Genomic DNA, 21,929 nt, shown 5'->3' with positions numbered 1-21,929 from the left:
ACGTGGGCGACGGTGCGGGCGCGCTCGCCGGGATGAGGGTCCTCGACCTCACGCAGGTCATGGCGGGCCCCTTCTGCACCATGGTCCTGGCGGACCTGGGCGCCGACGTCATCAAGGTCGAGAACCCCGACGCCGGGGACCAGACGCGCCGGTCGTGGGGGCGGTCGGGCAAGGGGGAGGACAGCCGCGCCTTCCTCTCCCTCAACCGCAACAAGCGGAGCGTGACGCTCGACCTGAAGTCCGAGCGCGGCCGCGAGGACTTCCTCGCCATGGTCCGCGACGCCGACGTGGTGGTCGAGAATTGGCGCCCCGGCGTCGCCGATCGGCTGGGCGTCGGCTACGAGGTGCTCTCGGAGATCAACCCGGCCCTCGTCTACGCGAGCATCTCGGGCTTCGGCCTGTCCGGCCCGTACGCGGACAGGCCGGGCTACGACCTCATCGCCCAGGCGATGGCGGGCGTGATGAGCATCACCGGCGAGCCCGACGGGCGGCCGGTCAAGAGCGGCATCCCGGTCGCGGACCTCGGCTCGGGGCTGTTCTGCGCGGTGGGCGTCCTCGCCGCGTGGACCAGCGCCCAGCGCACCGGGGTCGGGCAGGTCGTCGAGACCTCGCTGTTCGAGTCGGCGCTGGCCCTGGCCGTGTGGGAGTCCACCGAGTTCTGGGACACCGGGCGGACGCCCGCCAAGCTCGGGTCGGCCAACCGCATGTCGGCGCCCTACCAGGCGCTGGCCACGCGGGACGGCTACGTCACCCTCGGCGCCAACAACGACCGCCTGTGGCGCCGGCTCTGCGCGGCCCTCGAGCTCGAGCACCTCGTCGAGGACCCGCGCTTCGCCACCAACGTGGGTCGCATGGCCAACCTCCCGGACCTGGTCACGGCCCTGGAGGAGCGGCTCGCCGATCGGGGCACCGACGAGTGGGTCGAGCTGCTGCTGGCGGCGGGGGTCCCCGCCGGCCCGATCCAGGACTACCGCCAGGTGCTCACCGAGGACCCGCACGTCAAGGCGCGCGAGATGGTGGCGACGCTCGTCCACCCGGTCGAGGGCGAGGTGCCCGTCCTGGCCTCCCCGCTGCGCCTGTCGGCGACACCGCCCACGATCCGACGCCCCCCGCCGCTGCTGGGGGAGCACACCGACGAGGTCCTGGCTCACCGCGCCGTGCGCGCATGACGGCCGGCGCCGCGTCACCACCCGGGCGCGTGCGCACCGACCTGAGGTCGGGGGTGCTCCACGCGGTGCTGGAGCACCCCCGACGGCTCGGCGCGCTCACCTCCGCCATGTACGACGAGCTCGCCACGGCGTGCGGGCGGGCGTCCGCCGATCCGGGGGTGCGGGTCCTGGTGCTCGAGGGCACCGACGGCGCCTTCGCGGCCGGCACCGACGTGCGGATGCTCGCCGAGGAGGTGCTCGGTCCCCCCGGCTCCGACGCCGGCGCCGCCGGCGTCGCGTACGAACGGCGGGTGGGCGAGGTCCTCCAGGCGCTGCAGGACGTCCCGGTCCCGGTGGTGGCCGTCGTCGACGGCCCTGCCGCCGGGGCGGGACTGGCCCTCGTGGCCTGCAGCGACGTCGTCGTGGCGGGGCCGAGGGCCCGTTTCGGCCTGCCGGTGGCGCGGACGCTGGGCAACTGCGTGCCGGCGTCCGTGGTAGCGGCGCTGGCCCGGCGGGCCGGGCCCGCGCGCACACGCGCCCTCCTGCTCACCTCACGGATGCTCGACGCCCGCGAGGCGGGGGCCGTCGGGCTCGCCGACGTGGTGCTGGAGGCCGAGGAGCTCGACGCCGGCGTGCGCGACCTGCTCGACGGGCTGCGCTCCGCGGCGCCCCTGGCCCTGGCGGCCTTCAAGCAGCTCGACCGCCGGCTCGCCGCCGTGGACCTGCCCGACGACGAGGACCTGCTGCGGGCCTGCTACGGCAGCAGCGACTTCCGCGAGGGCGTCACCGCCTTCCTCGACCGACGACCGCCCCGCTGGGAGGGACGATGACGAGCACGACGACGCCTATGACGACGCCCGGGACCACGCCCGTGGTGGACGCCCACCACCACTTCTGGCGGTACGGCGAGGCTGACCAGTCGGCCTGGCGCACCGACGCCCACGGCTCGATCGCCCGCGACTACGGCCCCGAGGACCTCGCACCCGAGCTGGACGCCACCGGGGTTGGGGTGACGGTGCTCATGCAGTCGGTGGACGAGGCCGCCGAGAACGACCGGCTGGCCGCCTACGCGGCGGGGACCGGGAGCGTGCGCGGCGTCGTGGGCTGGCTGCCCGTGCTCGATCCCGTGGCGGCCCGGGCCGAGCTGGCGCGGGCCGACACGGCGGCGTGGTGCGGGGTCCGGACCCTGGTGGGGCGAGACCCGCTGGAGCGCCTCGCCGACCCCGACGTCCTCGACCTCTTCCGCGAGCTCGCCGGGCGCGGCCTGGTCTGGGACGTCGTCCCCATCACGCCCGAGCAGGTCCTCGCCGTGGTCGGCCTGGCCCGGGCCGTGCCCGAGCTGCGCGTCGTCGTCGACCACCTGGCGCGGCCGCCGCTGGACACGCTCGGGTGGGAGCCGTGGGCCTCGAACCTGGCCGCGCTGGCGGCCTGCCCCGCTACCGCGCTGAAGGTGTCCGTCGGGGTGGACGCGCTCACCGCCTGGTCGGGCTGGAGGGCCGACGCGCTGCCCCGCTACGTCGCCCACGCCCTCGAGCACTTCGGTGCCGAGCGCCTCATGCTCGCCAGCAACTGGCCCGTCGTGCTGCTGCGGGCGCCCTACGGACGGGCGTGGGCGGACCTGCGCGCCGCCGTCGCCGCGGCCGGCGCCGACGAGGACGACATGGCCGAGGTGTGCGGCGGCACGGCCGTGCGCTGGTACGGCCTGGACGTCGGCGACGGCCTCGGCAGCGGCGACGACTCGGGTGGGGTGGACCGGGCCGCGGCGGGACCGTCTCGGTGACCGCACCCCTGCTCCTGGCCCTGGAGGGCCTCTCACCTGTGGTCGAGCCGGGCGCCTGGGTCGCCCCCGGCGCGGTGCTGGTCGGCGACGTGCACGTGGCCGCCGGCGCGAGCGTCTGGTACGGCTGCGTGCTGCGCGCCGACGGCGCGGCGATCCGGGTCGGCGCGCGCAGCAACCTGCAGGACGGCTGCGTCGTCCACGCCGACGAGCACGGGGGCGTGGACGTCGGCGAGGACGTCACGGTCGGGCACCGCGCGGTGCTCCACGGCTGCACCGTCGGCGACGGCGCCCTGGTCGGCATGGCCTCGGTCGTGCTCACCGACGCGGTGGTGGGGCCGGAGGCGCTCGTCGCCGCCGGCACGGTGGTGCGGGAGGGCGCTGCCGTGCCCGAGCGCGCGCTCGTGGCTGGGGTGCCCGGGCGCGTGCTCCGCGGGCTCGACGAGGACGAGCTCGCCCGGGTCCGAGCCGGCGCCGACGGGTACGTCCGGCTCGCCGAGCGGCACCGCGCCGCCGACGTCGTCGGGCACGGGTGGTGACCGCCGTGGGCGCGGACCCCACCGGCGGGGGGCCCGGCGGCGGGGAGCGCCGGCTCGGGCTGGTCGGCGCCGGCTGGGTGGCGCACCAGCACGCCGCCGGCATCGCCGCCGCCTGCGCCGGGCGCGCGCGGGTGGTGGCCGTCTGCGACTCGGACCCGGCGGCGCGGGAGGCGTTCTGCCGCGAGCACCCCGGCACGGCCGCCCACGCGGGCGTCGCCGGGATGCTGGCCGAAGAGGGGCTGGACGCGCTCCTCGTCCTGACGCCGCCCGCGGTGCGCGACGAGGTCGTCGACCCCGCGCTGGCGGCGGGCGTGCCCCTGCTGGTCGAGAAGCCGTTCGCCGAGACCGGTGCCCGCGCCGCGGAGCTCGTGCGGCGCGCCGAGGCGGCCGGGGTGCCCCTGGCCGTCAGCCAGAACTTCCGCTGGTTCCCGGAGCAGCAGTGGGTGGCCGCGCGCCTGCGGGGCGAGGGGCTGGGGCCCGTGCACCTGCTGGAGCACCGCTCGTTCCAGGATCGCCCCCAGGCGCCGGGGGTGTGGCGCGCCCGCGAGCAGCGCCTCGAGATGGCCATCTTCAGCGTCCACCTCGTCGACCGGCTGCAGTGGCTGGCGCCGACACCGCCGCGGACGGTCAGCGCCCTCACGCGCCGCGACCCCGCGACGGGGCTGCCGGGGGAGCAGCTGAGCGCCCTGCTCGTCCAGTTCGAGGACGACCTCGTGGCGACGATGACCTCCTCCTGGCGCGCCCGGGCCCTGCCGGTGCAGGAGCTGCGCGTCGACGCCGAGGGCGGCAGCCTGCGCGCCCGCCGCGAGCAGCCGATGCACGGGCCGGCCGCGGCGGCGCTGCAGCGGCGCGGGGAGGCGGTGCAGGAGGTCGTCTTCGACGACGACGGGCCCACCACCCGCGCCCGCCTGTCCTACGGGGCGAGCACGGCCGCGCTGCTGGACGCCCTCGACACGGGCGCCGAGCCCGTCCACAGCGGCCGCGACAACCTCCGCACGATGGGGGTCATGGAGGCCGCGTACCTCTCGGCCGCCCGCGGCGGCGCGCCCGTCGAGGTCGAGGAGGCGCTGGGCGGCGTCGTGCTAGCCGGCGGCGGGGCGGCCTGGCGGTGAGCCCGTCCGCGACCGCGCCGGCGAGCCGGGCGGGCGAGGACCCGGTGCGGGTCGGGCTCGTCGGCCTCGGCAACAGCGGCTGGTCCTACCACGCCGAGCAGGTGCTCGAGCCGTCGCCGGACCTGCGGCTGGTCGCCGTGTGCGACGCCGACCCGGCCCGGGCCGCCGCCGGCGGGCGCCGCTTCGGCGCCCGCTCCGGCACCCGCTGGCAGGACCTGGTCGCGCAGGACGACGTCGAGCTCGTCGTCGTCGCCCTCCCGCACCACCTGCACCGCGAGGTGGTGCTCGGCGCGCTCGCGGCCGGCCGGCACGTGCACGTGGAGAAGCCGCTGGCGACCTCCCGCGCCGACGCCACCGCGATGGTCGACGCCGCCCGCCGCGCCGGGCGCCGGCTCACGGTGCACCACCAGCGCCGCTGGGAGCCCGACTTCCTCCTCGTGCGGCGGCTGCTGGAGGACGGGGCGGTGGGCGCGCTGCGGCGGGTCGAGATGACCCGCACCCACGCCGGCCGCTACCGCGTGCGCGGCGCGGCGTCCCCGCACACCGGTGACGACGTCGCGACGTGGACGGAGGACGCCGCGACCGGCGGCGGGGTGGGCTGGCTCATCGGCCCGCACCCGGTCGACCAGGTCCTGCAGCTGGCGGGGCGGCCCACCGGCGTGGCCGGTGCGGCGCACCACCCGCCCGGGTCGACGGTGGAGGACCACCTGCGCGTCGAGCTCGACTTCGCCGCCACGGCGTCGGGAGCGCCCGTGACCGCGCGGCTCGACGTCCACCGCCGGGCGCCGCGGCCGGCGCCCCGCTTCCTCGTCACCGGGGAGAGGGGCACGCTCGCGAGCATGGACGGCACCGCCGTCGTGGTGCTGGCCGACGGGCGGGCGCCGGTCGTCCACGCCGGCCTGGTGCCGCCGGGGCGCCTCGGCGAGGAGGTCTACGCGGGCGTGGTCGCCGCGCTGCGGGGCGGGCCGGGGTCCGCGGTGACGGGGGAGCAGGGGCGCGACGTCGTCGACGTCCTCGAGCGGGCCCTCGCGGCCGCGCGCGGGGCGCGGTCCCCGGGCGCCGGCTCGGGCGCCGGCTCAGTCGAAGAACGCCGCGAAGCGCGCGGCTGAGCGCTCGACGTGCTCGCGCATGGCCGCCGCCGCGGCCTCCCCGTCCCCGGCGGCGATGGCGTCGACGACGGCGCGGTGCTCGGTGAGCGCCTCCGTGAGCACGCGGCGCCCGCTCGAGAGCCGGAAGAGCTTGAGGTGGGTGTGCAGCCGGGTGAGGGACTCCCGCAGCGGGCCGCTGCCGCTCGCGGCCGCCACGGCGTCGTGGAACCGGGCGTCGAGACCGGCGAAGACGGCGTAGTCCCCGTCGCCCTCGGTCCCCGGGGCCTCCTGCGCCTCCATGGCGGCGGCGAGCTCGCGCAGGGCCTCGAGCTGCTCCGGCGCGGCGCGCCCGGCGGCGCGCCGCGCGGAGACCGGCTCCAGGAGGAGGCGGAGCTCGACGAGGTCGTCGAAGGCCTCGCGCCCCAGCTCGGGCGCCACCCGGTACCCGGCGAGGTGGGTGCGGACGACGACCCCCCCGGCCTCCATCCGCGTCAGGGCCTCCCGGATGGGCGTCTGCGAGACGCCCAGCTCGCGCGAGAGCGCGTCGACCGTGATGCGGTCGCCGGGGGCGAGGCGGTGGGAGAGGAGCCGGGAGACGAGCTGGTCGTAGACCTCGTCACCGAGCCGGACGCGCGGGAGCGGCAGGCTCCTGCCCTCCTCGTCGACCACCTCGCCCCTCCTCCGCCCGCCGACCACGCCTCACCGCACGGTCTCGTCCAGGGGCCAGCCCAGGGTCTCGTAGTAGCCCCGGCGGATCGCCTTGTCGTTCTCGAGCTCCTGGCGACCGTACCGGGCGACCTCCTCGGCCCGCTCGACCGGGACGACGATGACGCCGTCGCCGTCCGCCACCACGACGTCGCCGCGGCGCACGAGGACGTCGCCGAGCGCGACGGGCTCGCCGGCGTCCGCGAACTCGATGCGCCCCTGCGTCATCGACTGCGATCGGTAGCGGGCGAAGATCGGCACGCCCTGGCGGACGCACTCGTCGACGTCGCGCACGCCCCCGGAGGTGACGACCCCCACCGCGCCGAGCGTGTGCCAGCCCAGGGAGTTGTTCGAACCGACCTCGCCGACCCCGAGGTCGGCGCCCTCGATGACGACGACGTCGCCGGGGCGCAGCTGGTCGCGCCAGGCCTTCGAGGTGTTGACCTCGCCGTACCAGTACTCGCGAGCCCAGTCGGTGTACTCCTCCGGGCTGATGCCGTGCGGCACGACCTTGTCGCTCGGTCGCGAGCGCACCGTGAAGGCCCTGCCGCACAGGGACATCCCGGGAGTGACGGAGGAGATCTCGCGCGTCACCGAGCCCCGGTGGGGCAGGCCCACCCAGTCGAGCCCGTCGCGCACGTCGGCGACGCGCAGCCCCTCGAACAGCGCCAGCACCTCGTCCGTCCCGCCCGCCGCGGCCGCCGGGTTCGCCTCGCTCGTGGTCATGGCCCCTCCTGTCCTCGTCGACGTGCCGGGTGCACGACATCGGGAACGTATCCGATCCGATCGGATCGGAGAAGCCTTGCGCTGACCCTTGACCGGGCCCACGCGCCCGTGCCACGGTTCCCCCGATCGGATCCGATCGGATCCCTGCACGAGGAGCTGTCAGCGTGGACGCACTGGGTGAGCTGCCGCTCCGGGGTCTCCTGCGCGGCTCGCGCGAGGTGCTCTTCGGCGCCGGCACCCGGGGCTCGGTGCCCGCGGCGACGGCGCGGCTCGGGCGGCGCGCGCTCGTCGTCACGGACCCCCGCCTCGGGGCGGACCCGGCGACGGGGCAGCTCGTCGACGGCCTGCGGGCCGCCGGGCTCGCCGTGGCCGTCCACGACCGGGCGGCGCCGGAGCTGCCGGTGGAGGACGGCGCCGCGCTCGCCGAGGAGGCCCGCCGGCACGGCGCCGACGTCCTCGTCGGCTTCGGCGGCGGCAGCTGCATGGACCTCGCCAAGGTCGTCGCCGTGCTCCTGGCCCACGGGGGGACCCCGCAGGACTACTACGGCGAGGACCGCGTCCCCGGACCGGTCGCCCCCGTGGTCGCCGTCCCCACCACCGCGGGCACGGGCTCGGAGGTGACGCCCGTCGCCGTCGTGACCGACGCCGAGCGCGCCAGCAAGGTCGGCATCTCCAGCCGCCACCTCGTCCCGCACACCGCCGTCGTCGACCCCGAGCTGGCGATCACCTGCCCGCCGTCGGTGACGGCCGCCGCGGGCGCCGACGCCCTGGCCCACTGCGTGGAGGCCTTCACCGCGGTGCGCCGCCGCGTCGACGAGCTCGACGGCGCCCGGGTCTTCGTCGGCCGCGGCGTGCTGACCGACCACTGGGCGCTGCTCGGCGTCCGCCACGTCGCCCGCCACCTGCGGCGCTGCGTCGAGGTGCCCGACGACCTCGAGGCCCGCAGCGGCATGGCGCTGGCCGCCCTCGCCGGCGGGATGGCGTTCGGCACCGCCGGCACCGCGGGGGCGCACGCGGTGCAGTACCCCGTGGGCGCGCTGACGCGCACGCCGCACGGGACCGGCGTGGGCCTGCTCCTGCCCTACGTCATGGCCTTCGTCGCCCCGGTCGTCGGCGACCGCCTCCGGGAGGTCGCCGAGGCCCTCGGGGTCCCGGAGGCGCAGCGCACCGGGCCGGACGCCGGCAGCGTGCGCGCGGTGGCGGACCTCGTCGCCGCCATCGGCATCCCCCGCACGCTGGCCGAGCTCGGTGTCGGGGCCGACGACCTGCCCGCCCTCGCCGCGGCGTCCATGAGCGCGCGGCGGCTGGTGGAGAACAGCCCGCGCGAGCTCGACGAGGCGGCCGCGCTGCGGCTGCTGCGGGCCGCCCACGCCGGGGACCTGGCGGTCGACGGCCAGGAGGTCGGGGCGGCCTCGGGGGACACCGAGGGAGCCGCATGAGCGCCATGGACCTGACGGCGACCGAGCGGGCGGGGAGCGGCGCGGCCGCCGACCTCGCCGGCCACGACCCCGCCCGCACCGGGCTGCTCGTCGGCGGCGCCTGGCGGCCGGCGGCCTCCGGCGCCGAGCTGGACGTCCTGGACCCGGCCACCGACGCGGTGCTCGCCCGGGTGGCCGACGCCGGGGCCGAGGACGCCGTCGCGGCGACCGACGCGGCCGCGGCCGCGGGGCCGGCGTGGGCGGCGACGTCGCCGCGGGAGCGCTCCGGCGTCCTCCAGCGCGCGTTCGAGGCCTTCACCCGGCGCGGCGAGGAGGTGGCGCGGCTCATCAGCGCGGAGAACGGCAAGTCGCTGGCCGACGCCCGCTCCGAGGTCACCTACGCGGCCGAGTTCCTGCGCTGGTACGCCGAGGAGGCGGTGCGCGTGCCGGGCCGGCTGGGACGGGCGCCGGGCGGGGGCAACCGCATCCTCGTCAGCCACCGTCCGGCCGGGGTCGCCGCGCTCGTGACGCCGTGGAACTTCCCCGCCGCGATGGTGACGCGCAAGGTGGCCCCGGCGCTCGCCGCCGGCTGCACCGCGGTGCTCAAGCCGGCCGAGCAGACGCCCCTGACGGCGATGCTGCTGGCGGACCTGCTGCGCGAGTCGGGCCTGCCGGACGGCGCGCTGGGCGTGGTGACGACGTCGGACCCGGCGCCCGTCGTCGACGCGCTCCTGGGCCACCCGGCCGTCCGGGTGCTCTCCTTCACCGGCTCCACGGAGGTGGGCAAGGTGCTCCTGCGCCGCGCGGCCGACCGGGTGCTCCGGTGCGCCATGGAGCTCGGCGGCAACGCCCCCTTCCTCGTGCTCGAGGGCAGCGACGTCGAGGCGGCGCTGGACGGCGCGATGGTGGCGAAGATGCGCGGCGGCGGGCAGGCGTGCACGGCGGCCAACCGCTTCTACGTGCACCGCAGCCTCGCGGAGGAGTTCGCCGCCGGCCTCACCCGGCGGATGGGCGCGGTCGTCGTCGGCCGAGGCGCCGACCCGGCGACCGGGTGCGGGCCCCTCGTGGACCGCGCCGCGGTGGAGAAGGCCGCGCGACTCGTGGACGACGCCGTCGACCGCGGCGCGCGCCTCCTGCTCGGCGGCGCGGCGCCCGACGGCCCCGGCTGCTTCTACCCGCCCACGGTGCTGGCCGACGTGCCCGCCGGCTCCGCGGTGCTGGCCGAGGAGGTCTTCGCCCCCGTGGCCCCGCTCGTCGTCGTCGACGACGACGACGAGGCCGTCGCGCTGGCGAACGACACCGAGCACGGCCTCGTCGCCTACGTCTACGCCGGGGAGCTCTCCCGCGCGCTGCGGACGGCGGAGAGGCTGGAGGCGGGCATGGTCGCCGTCAACCGCGGCCTCGTGTCCGACCCGGCGGCGCCGTTCGGCGGCGTCAAGGAGAGCGGGCTCGGCAGGGAGGGGAGCCAGGAGGGCCTGCTCGAGTACACCGAGACCACCTACACGGCCGTCGACTGGTGAGCCGACGGCCTCTTGGACGCACCACCCGCACCACAGATCCACGACGACCCACATCGATGACGAGGAGTGACGTGAGCGACGAGATCGCCCAGCTGTTCGAGGGACTGCGCGTGGCGGACGTGCGCGACGGCCTGGACTGGATCGGCATGCCCGGCAAGGGCAGCGTCGACCGGTCGATCATGCCGATCGCCGAGGGCATGCGCTTCTGCGGCCCGGCCTTCACGGTGAGGTCGCGGGTCACGCAGAAGCAGGTCCCGCAGATCACCGGGGACGAGTACACGGAGTGGGCGCGCGGCTACTGGTACAAGGAGGTGCAGATCCAGCCGTGGGACACCGAGCTGAAGACCGGTGACATCGTCGTGCTGGAGTCCCCCGACGCCGGCTGCGGGGAGATCGGCTCGTACAACTCCCTTGACATGCACTCCAAGGGCGCCGCGGCCGTCGTCACCTCCGGCGGGGCGCGCGACCGGGACGAGTGCATCGCCCAGGGCGTCCCCATCTTCGCCCGGTGGCGCAACCAGGCGATGACGCAGGGCCGCGTGGAGTACGAGACCTACGGCGTGCCGGTGACCATCGGCAACGTCCAGATCAAGCCCGGCGACATCGTCGTGGGCGACGGCGACGGCGTCGTCGCGGTGCCGCGCGAGCACGCCGAGCTGGTGGCCAAGTACGCGCGCCAGGAGAACGAGAACGACAAGGGCGGCCGTCGGGCGCTGTACGAGCGGCTCGGCTGGGAGCTCGACGAGAGCACCAGGTGAGCGAGCCGGCGGCGGGGGCGGCGGCCGGCGACGGCGCCGCCCCCCGTCCCGGGCGCACCCGGCTCGAGCGCGAGGGGGTGCTCGCCCGGGTCGTCCTGGACAACCCGCGGGCGCGCAACGCGCTGACGACCGCGATGTACGAGGAGCTGGCGACGGCGTGCGAGGAGGTCGCGGCCGACCCGTCCGTGCGCCTCGTCAGCATCACCGGGGCCGGGGAGGCCTTCGCGGCCGGCACGGACGTCGCCGACCTCGTCGCCGTCCGCAGCGGCGACGACGGCGTGGCGTACGAGCGGGAGATCACGCGGGTGCTGTCCGCGGTCCGGGCGCTGGACGTGCCGGTGCTCGCCCTCGTCGACGGCCCCGCGGTCGGGGGCGGCCTCGCGGTCGTGGCCTGCTGCGACCTGGTGTACGCGACGCCGTCGGCGCGCTTCGGCGCCCCGGTGGCGCGCACGCTCGGCAACTGCGTCTCCCCGGGCACGACCTCGCGGCTGCGGGCGTCGCTGGGCCGGGCGATGACCACCGAGCTGCTGCTCACCGGTCGCCTCGCCTCCGCGGAGGAGGCGCGGGCGGCCGGGCTCGTCACCGGCGTCGTCGAGCGGGCTGAGCTCGCCGGCGTCGAGCAGCAGGTGCTGGAGCGGGTGCAGCAGTGCTCGCCGGTGTCGATCGCCGCGGCGAAGGAGCTCGGCCGGCGCCTGGACGACCGGGCGGCCGCGGTGGAGCACGACGACGTCTACCGGACGGTCTACGGCAGCGAGGACTTCGCCGAGGGCGTCAGCGCCTTCCTCGACCGCCGCCGGCCCGTGTTCCCCGGCCGCTGAGGGCCGTGCCGCCGGTCGCTGACCGCCCGGCCGGGGGCCCGCGCGCCGGGCCGCTCCGCACGCTCCCCACCGCAGGACGCACGACGAAGGGATGCTGGTCCGATGATCGACGTCGATCAGGCGCCGCCGCGCGCTCGGCCGCCGCACGAGGTGGTCGAGCCGGGGGCGCTGCTGCCCGAGGACGCGGCGCGCGCCGCCCTCGTGGGCCGCGTGCTGGACCCGGAGGTGGGCGGGCCCTGCGTCGTCGCGGTCCGCGGCGACCGGGTCGTCGACCTCAGCGCGCTCGCACCCACCACGTCCGCCCTCCTCGAGCGCCCGGACGTCGTCGACGTCGTCGCGTCGGCGCCGGGGGGCCGCAGCTGGTCGCTGGAGGAGGTCCTCGCCGACACCCTCGCCCGGCGCCCGGGAGCGGCTCGCCTGCTGGCGCCCGTCGACCTGCAGGTGGTCAAGGCCGCGGGGGTGACCTTCGTCCGCAGCATGCTCGAGCGCGTGATCGAGGAGCGCACCGGCGGCGACCCGGCCGCCGCCGAGGAGGTGCGCGCCCGCGTCGTCGCCGCCGTGGGCGGGACGGTCTCCGCGGTGCGGCCCGGCAGCCCGGAGGCCGAGCGCGTCAAGGAGGTGCTGATCGCCGAGGGGCTGTGGTCGCAGTACCTCGAGGTGGGCATCGGCCCCGACCCCGAGGTCTTCACGAAGGCCCCCGTCCTGTCGGCGGTCGGCGCGGGCGCGCAGGTCGGGGTGCTCGAGCGGTCCACCTGGAACAACCCGGAGCCCGAGGTCGTCCTGGCGGTCACCGCCGCCGGCGCCCCCGTCGCCGCGACGCTCGGCAACGACGTCAACCTGCGCGACTTCGAGGGGCGCAGCGCCCTGCTGCTCACCGAGGCGAAGGACAACAACGCCTCGTGCGCGCTCGGGCCGTTCCTGCGGCTCTTCGACGACGGCTTCGGCCTCGACGACGTCCGCGAGGCGGAGGTGTCGCTGCGGGTCACCGGGGCGGACGGCTTCGAGCTGGTGGGTGCCAGCTCGATGCGGGAGATGAGCCGCGACCTGCTCGACCTCGTGGCCCACGCCCGCGGGCGCCACCACCAGTACCCCGACGGCTTCGTGCTCTTCACCGGCACGATGTTCGCCCCCACGCAGGACCGGTACGCCACGGGCGAGGGGTTCACCCACGCCCGCGACGACGTCGTCGTCATCAGCTCGCCCCGGCTCGGCGCGCTCGTGAACACCGTCACCGCCGCCGAGGAGGCGCCGGAGTGGACTTTCGGGATCACCGCCCTGATGCGGAACCTGGCCGAGCGGGGGCTCCTGGCGTGAGCCGCCTCGTCGTCACCGACCAGGCGTTCGGCTCCGTGGACCGCGAGCGGGCGGTCGCCCGGGCCGCCGGGGCGGAGTTCGCCGAGCACTCCTGCCGCACCGAGGCCGAGACGGTCGAGGCGGTCACCGGCGCCGACGTGGCGCTCGTCAACTTCGCCCCGGTCACCGCGGCGGTCCTGCGGGCGATGGCGCCCGGCGCCACGGTCGTCCGGTACGGCATCGGCTACGACAACGTCGACCTCGACGCCGCCCGCGCCGCCGGCGTGGCCGTCGCCAACGTGCCCGACTACGGCAGCGAGACGGTCGCCGACCACGCCGCCGCCTGCCTGCTGGCGCTGCTGCGCAAGCTCACCCGCTACGACGCCGTCGTGCGCGAGCACGGCTGGGGCCGGGCCACGGACCTGAGCCCGCTGCCCGGCTTCGCCTCCACCACCGTCGGCCTCGTCGGCACCGGGCGGATCGGCCTGGCGCTCGCCCGGCGGCTGGCGCCCTTCGGCTTCACCGTGCTCGCCTCGGACCCCTACGCCGACCCGGCCGTGCTGAGCGCCCAGGGGGTCGAGCCGGTCGAGCTGCCGGAGCTGCTGGCCCGCTCGCACGCCGTCTCCCTGCACGCGCCGCTGACCCCGCAGACCCACCACCTGGTCGACGCCGCGGCGCTGGCGGCGATGCGCCCCGGGGCGGTGCTCGTCAACACCGCGCGCGGCGGCCTCGTGGACACGGCGGCGCTGACCGACGCCCTGGTCTCGGGGCACCTGGGCGGCGCCGCTCTCGACGTGGTGGAGCCCGAGCCGCTGCCCGACGACCACCCGTTGCGGGACCTGCCCGGCGTCCTCCTCACCCCGCACGCGGCGTTCTTCTCCGACGACTCGGTGGCGGACCTGCAGCGGCTGGCGGCGGAGGAGGCGGCCCGCGCGCTGGCGGGCGAGCCGCTCCGCAGCCGCGTGGCCTGAGGCGGCCCGGCGACCACCCGGACCGACGCGCCGCGCGTCCGCACCACCTCGCGAGACCCCACCAGGGCGAGACCCGAGCAGGACCAGACCGCAGCAGCACCACGACGGCGAGAGGCCCCCAGTCATGAGCGTGGACCAGTACCTGCACCGGGTCGGTGGCGAGTGGGTCGGGGGCTCCGGCTCCGTGCCCGACGTCAACCCCTCGGACACCCGCGAGGTGGTCGGGGAGGCGGCGCAGGCGGACGCGGCCTTGGTCGCCGCGGCGACGCGGGCGGCCCGCGCCGCCGCCGACGAGTGGGCGCACTCGGGGCCGCAGCAGCGCTTCGAGGTGCTCGACGCGGCGGGTGCTCAGGTGCTCGCCCGCAGGGCCGAGCTGGGCCGGCTGCTGGCGAGCGAGGAGGGCAAGCCGATCGCCGAGGCGACGGCGGAGGTCGCGCGAGCGGGGCAGATCCTCAAGTACTTCGCGGGCGAGGCGTTGCGCCAGACCGGTGACCTGCTGCCGTCGGTGCGCCCAGGGCTGAGCGTCGAGGTGACGCGGGAGCCGGTGGGCGTCGTCGGCCTGGTGACGCCGTGGAACTTCCCGATCGCCATCCCGGCGTGGAAGGTGGCCCCCGCCCTGGCGTTCGGGAACACCGTCGTGCTCAAGCCCTCCGAGCTCGTCCCCGGCTGCGCCACCGAGCTCGTGCGGATCCTCGTCGACGCGGGCCTGCCCGACGGGGTGCTCAACCTCGTGCACGGCTCCGGCGCGGAGGTGGGCGGGGCGCTGGTGTCCTCCCCGGACGTCGACGCCGTCAGCTTCACCGGGTCGGTGGCCACGGGGCGCTCGATCGCGGCGGCGTGCGTCCCGGACGGGCGCAAGGTCCAGCTGGAGATGGGGGGCAAGAACCCGCTCGTCGTGCTGGACGACGCCGACCTCGACGTCGCGGTGTCGGCCGCGGTCAACGGCGCCTACTTCTCGACGGGGCAGCGGTGCACCGCGTCCTCCCGGCTGGTCGTCACCGAGGGCGTCCACGACGCCTTCGTCGAGCGCCTGGCCGAGCGCGTGCGCGGTCTGCGGGTCGGCCACGCGCTGGCGCCCGACACGGTCGTCGGGCCGGTGGTCGACGACAGGCAGCTGCGCAAGGACCTGGACTACCTGGCGATCGCTGCGCAGGAGGGCGGGGAGGTCGTCGGTGGCGAGCGGGTCGAGCGGGACACCCCGGGGTGGTTCCTGTCGCCGGCGCTGGTGACCGGCACGACCGGTGACATGCGGATCAACCGCGAGGAGGTCTTCGGTCCGGTGGCCTCGGTCGTGCGGGTCGCCGACTACGACGCGGCGCTGGCCGAGGCCAACGCCACCGAGTTCGGTCTGTCGGCGGGGGTCGTGACGACGTCGCTCCGGTACGCCAAGCACTTCGCGCGGCACGCGCGCGCCGGGATGGTCATGGTCAACGCGCCGACGGCCGGCGTGGACCCGCACGTGCCCTTCGGCGGCAGCCGCGCCTCGAGCTACGGCCCGCGCGAGCAGGGCGCCTACGCGCGCGAGTTCTACACGACGGTCAAGACGACCTACGTCGACCCGGGCTGACCTGGCCGGACCCCGCCGTCGTGCCGCCTCCGCCACATCACCGCCCCGCGAGTCGGGGCCCAGGACGCGTCGCTGCGCGGCAGCCGACGGCGGTCCGGCTCGGCGGTGCGGTGCGTGGGGGGCTGGGGGACGGCACCTACCCTGGCGCGGTGGCCGACCGCGGAGAGCGACAGCCGGCTCCCGCGCCGGCTGGCTGGACCAGCGGCGTCGTCCGCGACGCCCTGGGCGTCGGCCTCGCGACGGGCGCCTACGGCGTCTCCTTCGGCGCCCTCGCCGTGGCGGCGGGCCTGTCCGCCGGGCAGGCGGTGGCGCTGTCGGCGCTGATGTTCACGGGCGCCAGCCAGTTCGCTCTCGTCGGCGTGCTCGGGGCCGGCGGCTCGGCGCTGGGGGCCGCGGCGACGGCGACGCTCCTCGGCACCCGCAACGGCCTCTACGGGCTGCGGCTCGCGTCGCTGCTCCACGTCCGCGGCCCGCTGCGGCTCCTCGCGGCGCACCTGACGATCGACGAGTCGGCCGCGATGGCGCTCGGCCGCCGTGACCCGGGCACGGCCCGGTGGGCGTTCTGGGCCACGGGCGTCGCCGTCTTCGCGTTCTGGAACGCCGCCACGCTCGCCGGTGCGCTCGGCGCGGACGCGCTCGGCGACCCCACGGCGCTCGGGCTCGACGCCGCGGCCCCGGCGGCCTTCGTCGCCCTCCTCCTGCCGCTGCTGCGCGGCCGCGGCGACGTCGGGCTCGCCCTCGGCGCCGGAGCGCTGGCGCTCGTCCTCACCCCGCTCCTGCCCGGCGGCCTGCCCGTGCTCGGCGTCGGGGCCGTCGCGCTCGTCGTCGGCCTGTGCCTGCCGGGCCGACGTCGTCCGCCACGCCTCGAGGCGAGCGCGCGATGACCTGGCTCGCCGTCCTCCTCGGCGCCCTCGGCTGCTACCTGTGCAAGCTCGCCGGGGGCCTGCTGCCCGAGAGCGTGCTGGCCTCCCCGCGGGTGCAGCGCGTGACGGGCGCCCTGCCGGTCGTGCTGCTGGCGGCGCTCGTCGCGACGCAGACCGTCGGCGACGGCCGCGCCCTCGTGCTCGACCCGCGGGTGGCGGGGGTCGGCGCCGGGCTCGTCGCCGCGCTGCTGCGGGCGCCGTTCCTGCTCGTCGTCGCCGTCGCGGCCGGGACGGCGGCGGTCGTGCGGCTCCTGGTGTGAGGACGGCCGCCGTCGTCTGCGGACGGGCGCGCGACGGCAGCGCCGAGTCCGACGTCGCCCGCCGAGTCCGACGTCGGACGGGTCGACAGCCGTCTCGACCCGAGCGACGTCAGACTCGACGCGGGACGTCGGACTCGCCCGTCGGAGGTGGCGCTCGTCGTCCACAGGGGGCCCGGCGAGGCGGCGCCCGTCTGCCGCACAGTGCCCCCGTGAGCCGTCCCGCCCTGCCGCAGCGCCTCGTCGGCGTCCCGCTGACGACCCGCGAGCTGCTGGACCACGTGACGACGGCGCAGCTGGCCGGGCCCGGCTTCCGGCAGGTCGTGCGCGGCGTCCACGTGACGGCGGGGACGCCGGACGACCACGGGACCCGTGTCCTCGGCGCGCTGCGGGCCCTGCAGGGACGGGGCGTGCTCGGTGGGCTGTCCGCAGCGTGGGCGCACGGCGTCCCGGAGGTCCGCGACGACGAGCCGGTCCTCGTGCTGGCGGCACGGCCGGCGCCGCGGTCGCGGCCGCCGCTCGTCGTCGTCCAGCAGTGCGCCCTCCCGGCGGACGACGTCGTCGAGACCCGGTGGGGCTCGGCCACCTCACCCGTGCGCACCGTCGTCGACCTGCTGCGGACGCTGCCGATGCCCCGGGCCCTCTGCACGGCGGAGACCCTGGCGCACCGGTGCGGGGTCGGCGTCGACGAGGTGCTCGCCCAGCTGGACCGCCAGCGCGGCGACCGCGGGGTGGCGCTGGCCCGCCGGCGCGCGCAGCGGCTGGTGCCCGCGGCCGAGTCGCCGCAGGAGACGGCCCTGCGGCTCGTGCTCGAGGACGCCGGCCTGCCGGCGCCCGTGCCGCAGCACGAGGTGCACGACGACGCCGGACGCTTCGTCGCCCGTCTGGACCTCGCATGGCCCGCCGTCCGCGTGGCCGTCGAGTACGACGGCGGGCACCACCGCGAGGCGCGCCAGCACAGCCGGGACCTCGCCCGCCACAACCGGCTGCGGGCCCTCGGGTGGACGGTGCTGCAGGTCGACGCGCGGGGGCTCGCCCGGCCGGAGGAGCTGCTGCGGCAGCTGGCCGAGCTGCTCGGCGTCCGCTGACCGTCGTCGCGGCGGCCCGGGGTGGCGCCCCTCCTGCGCGCTCGAGTCCGACGTCGATCCTCGAGTCCGACGTTGCACCGGTGATCCGCCGTCCCCGGCCTGCGGGACGTCGGACTCGGCGCACGACGTCGGACTCGACGACCCAGGGCGGTGGACGGCCGGACCACGCCGCGCCCCGGCGACACCGCGCTGGCAGGGTGGCGGGCATGGCTGAGAGCACCGGGGCGCAGGCCCCCGTCGTCGTGGTGACCGGCGCAAACGGGCTCGTGGGAGAGGCGGTGTGCCGCGCGCTGCGCGAGCGGTCGGCGCTCGTGCGCGCCGTCGTCCGCCGGGAGGGCGCCGCGCCGGTGCTCGAGGGCGTGGAGGAGCACGTGGGCGACTTCGCCGACGAGGTCTTCGCCCGCGAGGTCGTCCGCGGGGCCGACGCCGTCGTCACGACCGTCCACCCCATGGGCTCGCCGCGGGAGGTGCAGCACGAGGTCGCCGTCGAGGGCACGCCCGTCCTCGCCCGCGCCGCGCGGGACGCCGAGGTGGCGCGCTTCGTCCACCTCTCGACGGCCGGGGTCTACGACCGGTCGGCCGGCGTCGGCGACGTCGCGGAGGACGGCCCCCTGCTGCCCGAGGGCAGCGGCGACTACCCGGACACGAAGAACGCGACCGACCGCGCGCTCGCGGAGGTCGGCGGCATGACGACCGTCCTCGTGCGCCCCCCGGCGATCATGGGCGCGGGCGAGTCGTCGGTGTGGAACACGCTGCGGCCGGCCGACGTCCGCGACGGCGGCGACCGCTCGGCCAACCCGGCGAAGACGTGGTCGTGGGTCCACGTCCACGACCTCGCCGACCTCGTGGCCGACGTCGCCACCGGTGCGGTCGCGACGTCCGACGACCCCGAGCGCGGCCCCGTCGAGGGCGCGACGACGCCCGTCCTCGTGGCCGGCGAGCCCGCCACCTGGCGCGACTACCTCGGCGCGGTCGGCGAGGCCGTCGGCGTCGAGCCGGAGTGGACGGACGAGCCGGAGTGGACCGGGCAGCTCGTCACCGACCGCGCCCGGGCGTGGGGCTGGGCCCCGCGGGTCAGCCTGTCCGAGGCGCTCTCCGAGCTGCGGCGCGGCCTCAGCGGCTGATCCGAGCCACTTCCAGCCCAGCGCGACGACGGCCCCGCCCTCCGAGGAGAGCGGGGCCGTCGTCGTCCTCCCGCGCCCCGGCGTCGGGCTCCCCGGCGACGCCGTCGTCGAGCCGCCCACTCGGACGACGTCGAGGACGAGCGGCGCGGCCGCGACGGGCCGGTCGGTCGGCGGCGAGAGGCCGCTGTGCGCCGGGCCCGCACCCGCCTATGATCCGGCCAGTCACTCACCGTCGAGGAGGCTCACGTGCGTCATCCCTCTGCCCTCGTGTCCGGAGCAGGTGCCGTCGCCGCCGCGCTGCTGCTCGGACCGTCCGCCGCCGCCGCTCCACCGCCCGATCGGCCCGCGCCTGCCCAGGAGGCCCAGGCGAAGAAGGCTGCGACTCAGGCAGCCAAGGCCCAGCAGGCCCAGGACCGCGCGCTCGCGCGCGGCTCGCTCCGCGAGGACCTCACCCGCGAGCGCTTCTACTTCGTCATGGCCGACCGCTTCGAGAACGGCGACCCGACCAACGACGACGGCGGCTACGGCGGCGACCGCCTCGTCAGCGGCCTCGACCCCACGGCCAAGGGCTTCTACCACGGGGGTGACATCGAGGGGATCCGCCAGCGGCTCGACTACATCGAGGGCCTCGGCACCACGGCGATCTGGCTGACGCCGTCCTTCGTCAACCGCCCGGTGCAGGGCGCGGGCGACGCCGTCTCGGCCGGCTACCACGGCTACTGGATCACCGACTTCACGAAGATCGACCCGCACCTCGGCACGAACGAGGAGCTCGAGGGCCTCATCGACGAGGCGCACGAGCGGGGGATGAAGGTCTTCTTCGACATCATCACCAACCACACCGCGGACGTCATCCAGTACGCCGAGGGCTCGCAGACGTACATCACCAAGGACGCCGAGCCCTACCGCGACGCGAGCGGCGAGGTCTTCGACGACCGCGACTACGCGGGCACCAGCGAGTTTCCGGCGCTCGACGCGGCGACGTCCTTCCCGTACACCCCGGTCTTCCCCCTGCCGGGCGACGCGACGGCGAAGACGCCGGCCTGGCTCAACGACCCGACGATGTACCACAACCGCGGGAACGCCCGGTTCGACGGCGGGGAGTCCGACCAGTACGGCGACTTCTCGGGCCTCGACGACCTCTTCACCGAGCGGCCCGAGGTCGTGGCCGGCATGGAGGAGATCTACAAGACCTGGGTCGACCTCGGCATCGACGGCTTCCGCATCGACACCGTCAAGCACGTCGGCGACGAGTTCTGGAAGGACTTCGCGCCGACCATCGAGGAGCACGCCGCCGAGATCGGCAACCCCGACTTCTTCTCCTTCGGCGAGGTCTACAACTCCGACCCGGAGTTCCTCTCGCACTACACGACGGAGGCGGAGCTGCAGTCGGTCATCGACTTCGGCTTCCAGGCGCGAGCGCAGTCCTTCGCCAGCGGCGGGGCCACGCAGCAGATGGCGGACCTCTTCGCCGCCGACGACTGGTACACCGACGCCGACAGCAACGCGTACTCGCTGCCGACGTTCCTCGGCAACCACGACATGGGCCGCATCGGCATGTTCCTGCAGGACGCGGGCGCCGAGGGCGACGAGCTGCTGGAGCGCGACCGCCTCGCGCACGCGCTCATGTACCTGACGCGCGGCCAGCCGGTCGTCTACTACGGCGACGAGCAGGGCTTCACGGGCGACGGCGGCGACCAGGACGCGCGTCAGGACATGTTCGCCTCGCAGGTGGCCACCTACAACGACGACGTCCTCGTCGGCAGCGACGCCACGACGGCGACGGAGAACTTCGACCCGAGCCACCCGCTCTACACGACGATCGCCGAGCTGTCGGCCCTGCGCGAGGAGAACCCGACCCTCGCCGACGGCGCGCTCGTGCAGCGCTACGCCGAGGACGGCGCGGGCGTCTACGCCTTCAGCCGCATCTCGGACGACGACGACGTCGAGTACCTCGTCGCCACGAACAACAGCGACGTCGCGCGCACCGTCGACCTCGACACCTTCACGACGCGCACCCGGTACAAGCCCGTGTGGCCGGCGGGCACCGCGGCCGTGTGGTCCGACCACGACGGCACGGCGCGCGTCACCGTGCCGCCGCTGTCGGCGGTGGTGTGGAAGGCCAGCAGGCCGATGCGCCCGGCGCGCACCGCGCCCACGCCGATCTTCACCACGGGCGAGGAGGTCAGCGGCCGCGCCGAGGTCTCGGTCGACGTCCCGGGCGGCGGCTTCGACCAGGTGACCTTCGCCGTCCGCCCGGCCGGCTCGAGCGACGAGTGGCAGGTGCTCGGGACGGACGACAACGCGCCGTACCGCGTCTTCCACGACGTCACCGACACGGCCGAGGGCACGGCGCTGGAGTACCGCGCCGTCGTGCGCGACCACTCGGGCAACGTCGCGGGCGCGAGCGCGACCGCCGTCGTCGTGCCCGAGCCCGGCCCCGGGGTCGGCGGCGAGCCGACGACCGTGGCGGTCGCCGGCAGCCTCAACAGCGAGATCGGCTGCTCCGAGGACTGGCAGCCCAGCTGCGACGAGGCGCAGATGACCTACGACGAGGACACGGCCACCTGGTCGCTGACGGTGGCGCCGCCCGCGGGCTCCTACGAGTACAAGATCGCCGTCAACCGGTCGTGGGACGAGAACTACGGCGCGGGCGGTGAGCCGAACGGCGCCAACATCCCGCTGACGACGAGCGGCGGCGCGGTCACCTTCACCTACAGCACCGCGACGCACCTCGTCACCGCGGTGGAGGAGTCGGTCGAGCAGCCGGGCGCCGTCTCGGTGCCGGGCGACCTCAACAGCGAGATGGGCTGCCCCGGCGACTGGCAGCCCGACTGCGACGCCGCGCAGATGACCTACGACGCGGAGACCGGCCGCTGGCGGCTGACGGTCGACCTCCCGCCGGGGCAGTACTCCTACAAGGTCGCCATCGACCGGGCGTGGACGGAGAACTACGGCGCCGGCGGCGTGCCCGACGGGCCGAACATCACCCTCGACCACCCCGGCGGCCCGGTGACGTTCGTCTACGACCACGCGACGCACCGCGTGGCGGTGGAGGTCGAGCAGGACTGACCCGCCATACGGCCTGACGACGCCG

20 protein-coding genes are annotated in these 21,929 nt (G+C 76.4%); 18 read left to right on the top strand and 2 right to left on the bottom strand.

The genetic code is table 11. The annotated features are described in order from the left end of the window. Positions 1–2 precede the first annotated feature (2 nt). Genes Q0789_RS14855 through Q0789_RS14830 form a run of 6 tightly spaced genes read left to right on the top strand, consistent with a single transcriptional unit; the run spans position 3 to position 5,685 of the window. Positions 3–1,169: a CaiB/BaiF CoA-transferase family protein gene (locus Q0789_RS14855; RefSeq protein ID WP_298806567.1), complete on the top strand. Its 1,167-nt coding sequence runs from the start codon at positions 3–5 to the stop codon at positions 1,167–1,169. Continuing rightward, on the top strand, positions 1,166–1,978 hold the full coding sequence (locus Q0789_RS14850; protein ID WP_298806566.1) for an enoyl-CoA hydratase-related protein: 813 nt from the start codon (positions 1,166–1,168) through the stop codon (positions 1,976–1,978). Before Q0789_RS14855 ends, Q0789_RS14850 begins: the two co-directional genes overlap by 4 nt. Next, on the top strand, positions 1,975–2,928 hold the full coding sequence (locus tag Q0789_RS14845) for an amidohydrolase (protein ID WP_298806564.1): 954 nt from the start codon (positions 1,975–1,977) through the stop codon (positions 2,926–2,928). Before Q0789_RS14850 ends, Q0789_RS14845 begins: the two co-directional genes overlap by 4 nt. Then, on the top strand, positions 2,925–3,464 hold the full coding sequence (locus tag Q0789_RS14840; protein WP_298806563.1) for a gamma carbonic anhydrase family protein: 540 nt from the start codon (positions 2,925–2,927) through the stop codon (positions 3,462–3,464). The genes Q0789_RS14845 and Q0789_RS14840 overlap by 4 nt, the downstream gene beginning before the upstream one ends. Before the next feature lie 5 nt (positions 3,465–3,469). Further along, on the top strand, positions 3,470–4,576 hold the full coding sequence (locus Q0789_RS14835; protein ID WP_298806561.1) for a Gfo/Idh/MocA family oxidoreductase: 1,107 nt from the start codon (positions 3,470–3,472) through the stop codon (positions 4,574–4,576). After that, the gene (locus Q0789_RS14830; RefSeq protein WP_298806559.1) at positions 4,573–5,685 is read left to right on the top strand and encodes a Gfo/Idh/MocA family oxidoreductase; all 1,113 of its coding nucleotides are present in this window, start codon (positions 4,573–4,575) and stop codon (positions 5,683–5,685) included. Before Q0789_RS14835 ends, Q0789_RS14830 begins: the two co-directional genes overlap by 4 nt. Here Q0789_RS14830 and Q0789_RS14825 read toward each other — a convergent pair. After that, on the bottom strand, positions 5,653–6,333 hold the full coding sequence (locus Q0789_RS14825; RefSeq protein WP_298806557.1) for a GntR family transcriptional regulator: 681 nt from the start codon (positions 6,331–6,333) through the stop codon (positions 5,653–5,655). The two genes, Q0789_RS14830 and Q0789_RS14825, sit on opposite strands and share 33 nt — an antisense overlap. A 30-nt stretch (positions 6,334–6,363) precedes the next feature. Next, complete coding sequence (locus Q0789_RS14820) at positions 6,364–7,095, bottom strand: RraA family protein (RefSeq protein WP_298806555.1); 732 nt, start codon at positions 7,093–7,095, stop codon at positions 6,364–6,366. Between the two features lie 164 nt (positions 7,096–7,259). Here Q0789_RS14820 and Q0789_RS14815 point away from each other — a divergent pair, with 164 nt between their 5' ends. From Q0789_RS14815 to Q0789_RS14760, 12 genes are all read left to right on the top strand, one after another. Then, the gene (locus tag Q0789_RS14815) at positions 7,260–8,534 is read left to right on the top strand and encodes an iron-containing alcohol dehydrogenase (RefSeq protein WP_298806553.1); all 1,275 of its coding nucleotides are present in this window, start codon (positions 7,260–7,262) and stop codon (positions 8,532–8,534) included. Beyond that, positions 8,531–10,033, top strand: a complete 1,503-nt coding sequence (locus Q0789_RS14810) for an NAD-dependent succinate-semialdehyde dehydrogenase (protein ID WP_298806551.1) — start codon at positions 8,531–8,533, stop codon at positions 10,031–10,033. The genes Q0789_RS14815 and Q0789_RS14810 overlap by 4 nt, the downstream gene beginning before the upstream one ends. A 71-nt stretch (positions 10,034–10,104) precedes the next feature. Further along, a complete protein-coding gene (locus Q0789_RS14805) occupies positions 10,105–10,791 on the top strand; it encodes an RraA family protein (RefSeq protein WP_298806549.1) in 687 nt (228 codons plus the stop codon). Beyond that, complete coding sequence (locus Q0789_RS14800; protein ID WP_298806545.1) at positions 10,788–11,609, top strand: enoyl-CoA hydratase; 822 nt, start codon at positions 10,788–10,790, stop codon at positions 11,607–11,609. Before Q0789_RS14805 ends, Q0789_RS14800 begins: the two co-directional genes overlap by 4 nt. A gap of 102 nt (positions 11,610–11,711) precedes the next feature. Then, complete coding sequence (locus Q0789_RS14795) at positions 11,712–12,923, top strand: fumarylacetoacetate hydrolase family protein (protein WP_298806543.1); 1,212 nt, start codon at positions 11,712–11,714, stop codon at positions 12,921–12,923. Further along, complete coding sequence (locus Q0789_RS14790) at positions 12,920–13,873, top strand: C-terminal binding protein (protein ID WP_298806542.1); 954 nt, start codon at positions 12,920–12,922, stop codon at positions 13,871–13,873. Before Q0789_RS14795 ends, Q0789_RS14790 begins: the two co-directional genes overlap by 4 nt. A 130-nt stretch (positions 13,874–14,003) precedes the next feature. Next, the gene (locus Q0789_RS14785) at positions 14,004–15,440 is read left to right on the top strand and encodes an aldehyde dehydrogenase family protein (protein ID WP_366917750.1); all 1,437 of its coding nucleotides are present in this window, start codon (positions 14,004–14,006) and stop codon (positions 15,438–15,440) included. Between the two features lie 149 nt (positions 15,441–15,589). Then, a complete protein-coding gene (locus Q0789_RS14780; protein ID WP_298806537.1) occupies positions 15,590–16,324 on the top strand; it encodes an AzlC family ABC transporter permease in 735 nt (244 codons plus the stop codon). Beyond that, positions 16,321–16,623 (top strand): AzlD domain-containing protein, encoded by a 303-nt coding sequence (locus Q0789_RS14775; RefSeq protein ID WP_298806534.1) that lies wholly within the window; start codon positions 16,321–16,323, stop codon positions 16,621–16,623. The genes Q0789_RS14780 and Q0789_RS14775 overlap by 4 nt, the downstream gene beginning before the upstream one ends. A 209-nt stretch (positions 16,624–16,832) precedes the next feature. Continuing rightward, positions 16,833–17,708 carry a DUF559 domain-containing protein gene (locus Q0789_RS14770; protein WP_298806532.1) on the top strand — a complete coding sequence of 292 codons (876 nt, stop codon included), beginning with the start codon at positions 16,833–16,835 and terminating at the stop codon, positions 17,706–17,708. A 206-nt stretch (positions 17,709–17,914) separates the two neighbouring features. Continuing rightward, positions 17,915–18,832: an NAD(P)-dependent oxidoreductase gene (locus Q0789_RS14765; protein ID WP_298806530.1), complete on the top strand. Its 918-nt coding sequence runs from the start codon at positions 17,915–17,917 to the stop codon at positions 18,830–18,832. Between the two features lie 246 nt (positions 18,833–19,078). Next, positions 19,079–21,904 carry an alpha-amylase family glycosyl hydrolase gene (locus Q0789_RS14760; RefSeq protein ID WP_298806527.1) on the top strand — a complete coding sequence of 942 codons (2,826 nt, stop codon included), beginning with the start codon at positions 19,079–19,081 and terminating at the stop codon, positions 21,902–21,904. Positions 21,905–21,929 lie beyond the last annotated feature (25 nt).

The organism is uncultured Pseudokineococcus sp., from assembly GCF_947499845.1.
Classification (GTDB): Bacteria; Actinomycetota; Actinomycetes; order Actinomycetales; family Quadrisphaeraceae; genus Pseudokineococcus.
This window is presented reverse-complemented; position numbering and strand designations above follow the sequence as displayed.

What these genes read in the sequence shown, in the direction of transcription:
- Q0789_RS14765 (WP_298806530.1), top strand. Translation starts at nt 17,915, where the DNA reads ATGGCTGAGAGCACCGGGGCGCAGGCCCCCGTCGTCGTGGTGACCGGC.
- Q0789_RS14850 (WP_298806566.1), top strand. Translation starts at nt 1,166, where the DNA reads ATGACGGCCGGCGCCGCGTCACCACCCGGGCGCGTGCGCACCGACCTG.
- Q0789_RS14775 (WP_298806534.1), top strand. Translation starts at nt 16,321, where the DNA reads ATGACCTGGCTCGCCGTCCTCCTCGGCGCCCTCGGCTGCTACCTGTGC.
- Q0789_RS14810 (WP_298806551.1), top strand. Translation starts at nt 8,531, where the DNA reads ATGAGCGCCATGGACCTGACGGCGACCGAGCGGGCGGGGAGCGGCGCG.
- Q0789_RS14795 (WP_298806543.1), top strand. Translation starts at nt 11,712, where the DNA reads ATGATCGACGTCGATCAGGCGCCGCCGCGCGCTCGGCCGCCGCACGAG.
- Q0789_RS14820 (WP_298806555.1), bottom strand. Translation starts at nt 7,095, where the DNA reads ATGACCACGAGCGAGGCGAACCCGGCGGCCGCGGCGGGCGGGACGGAC.
- Q0789_RS14845 (WP_298806564.1), top strand. Translation starts at nt 1,975, where the DNA reads ATGACGAGCACGACGACGCCTATGACGACGCCCGGGACCACGCCCGTG.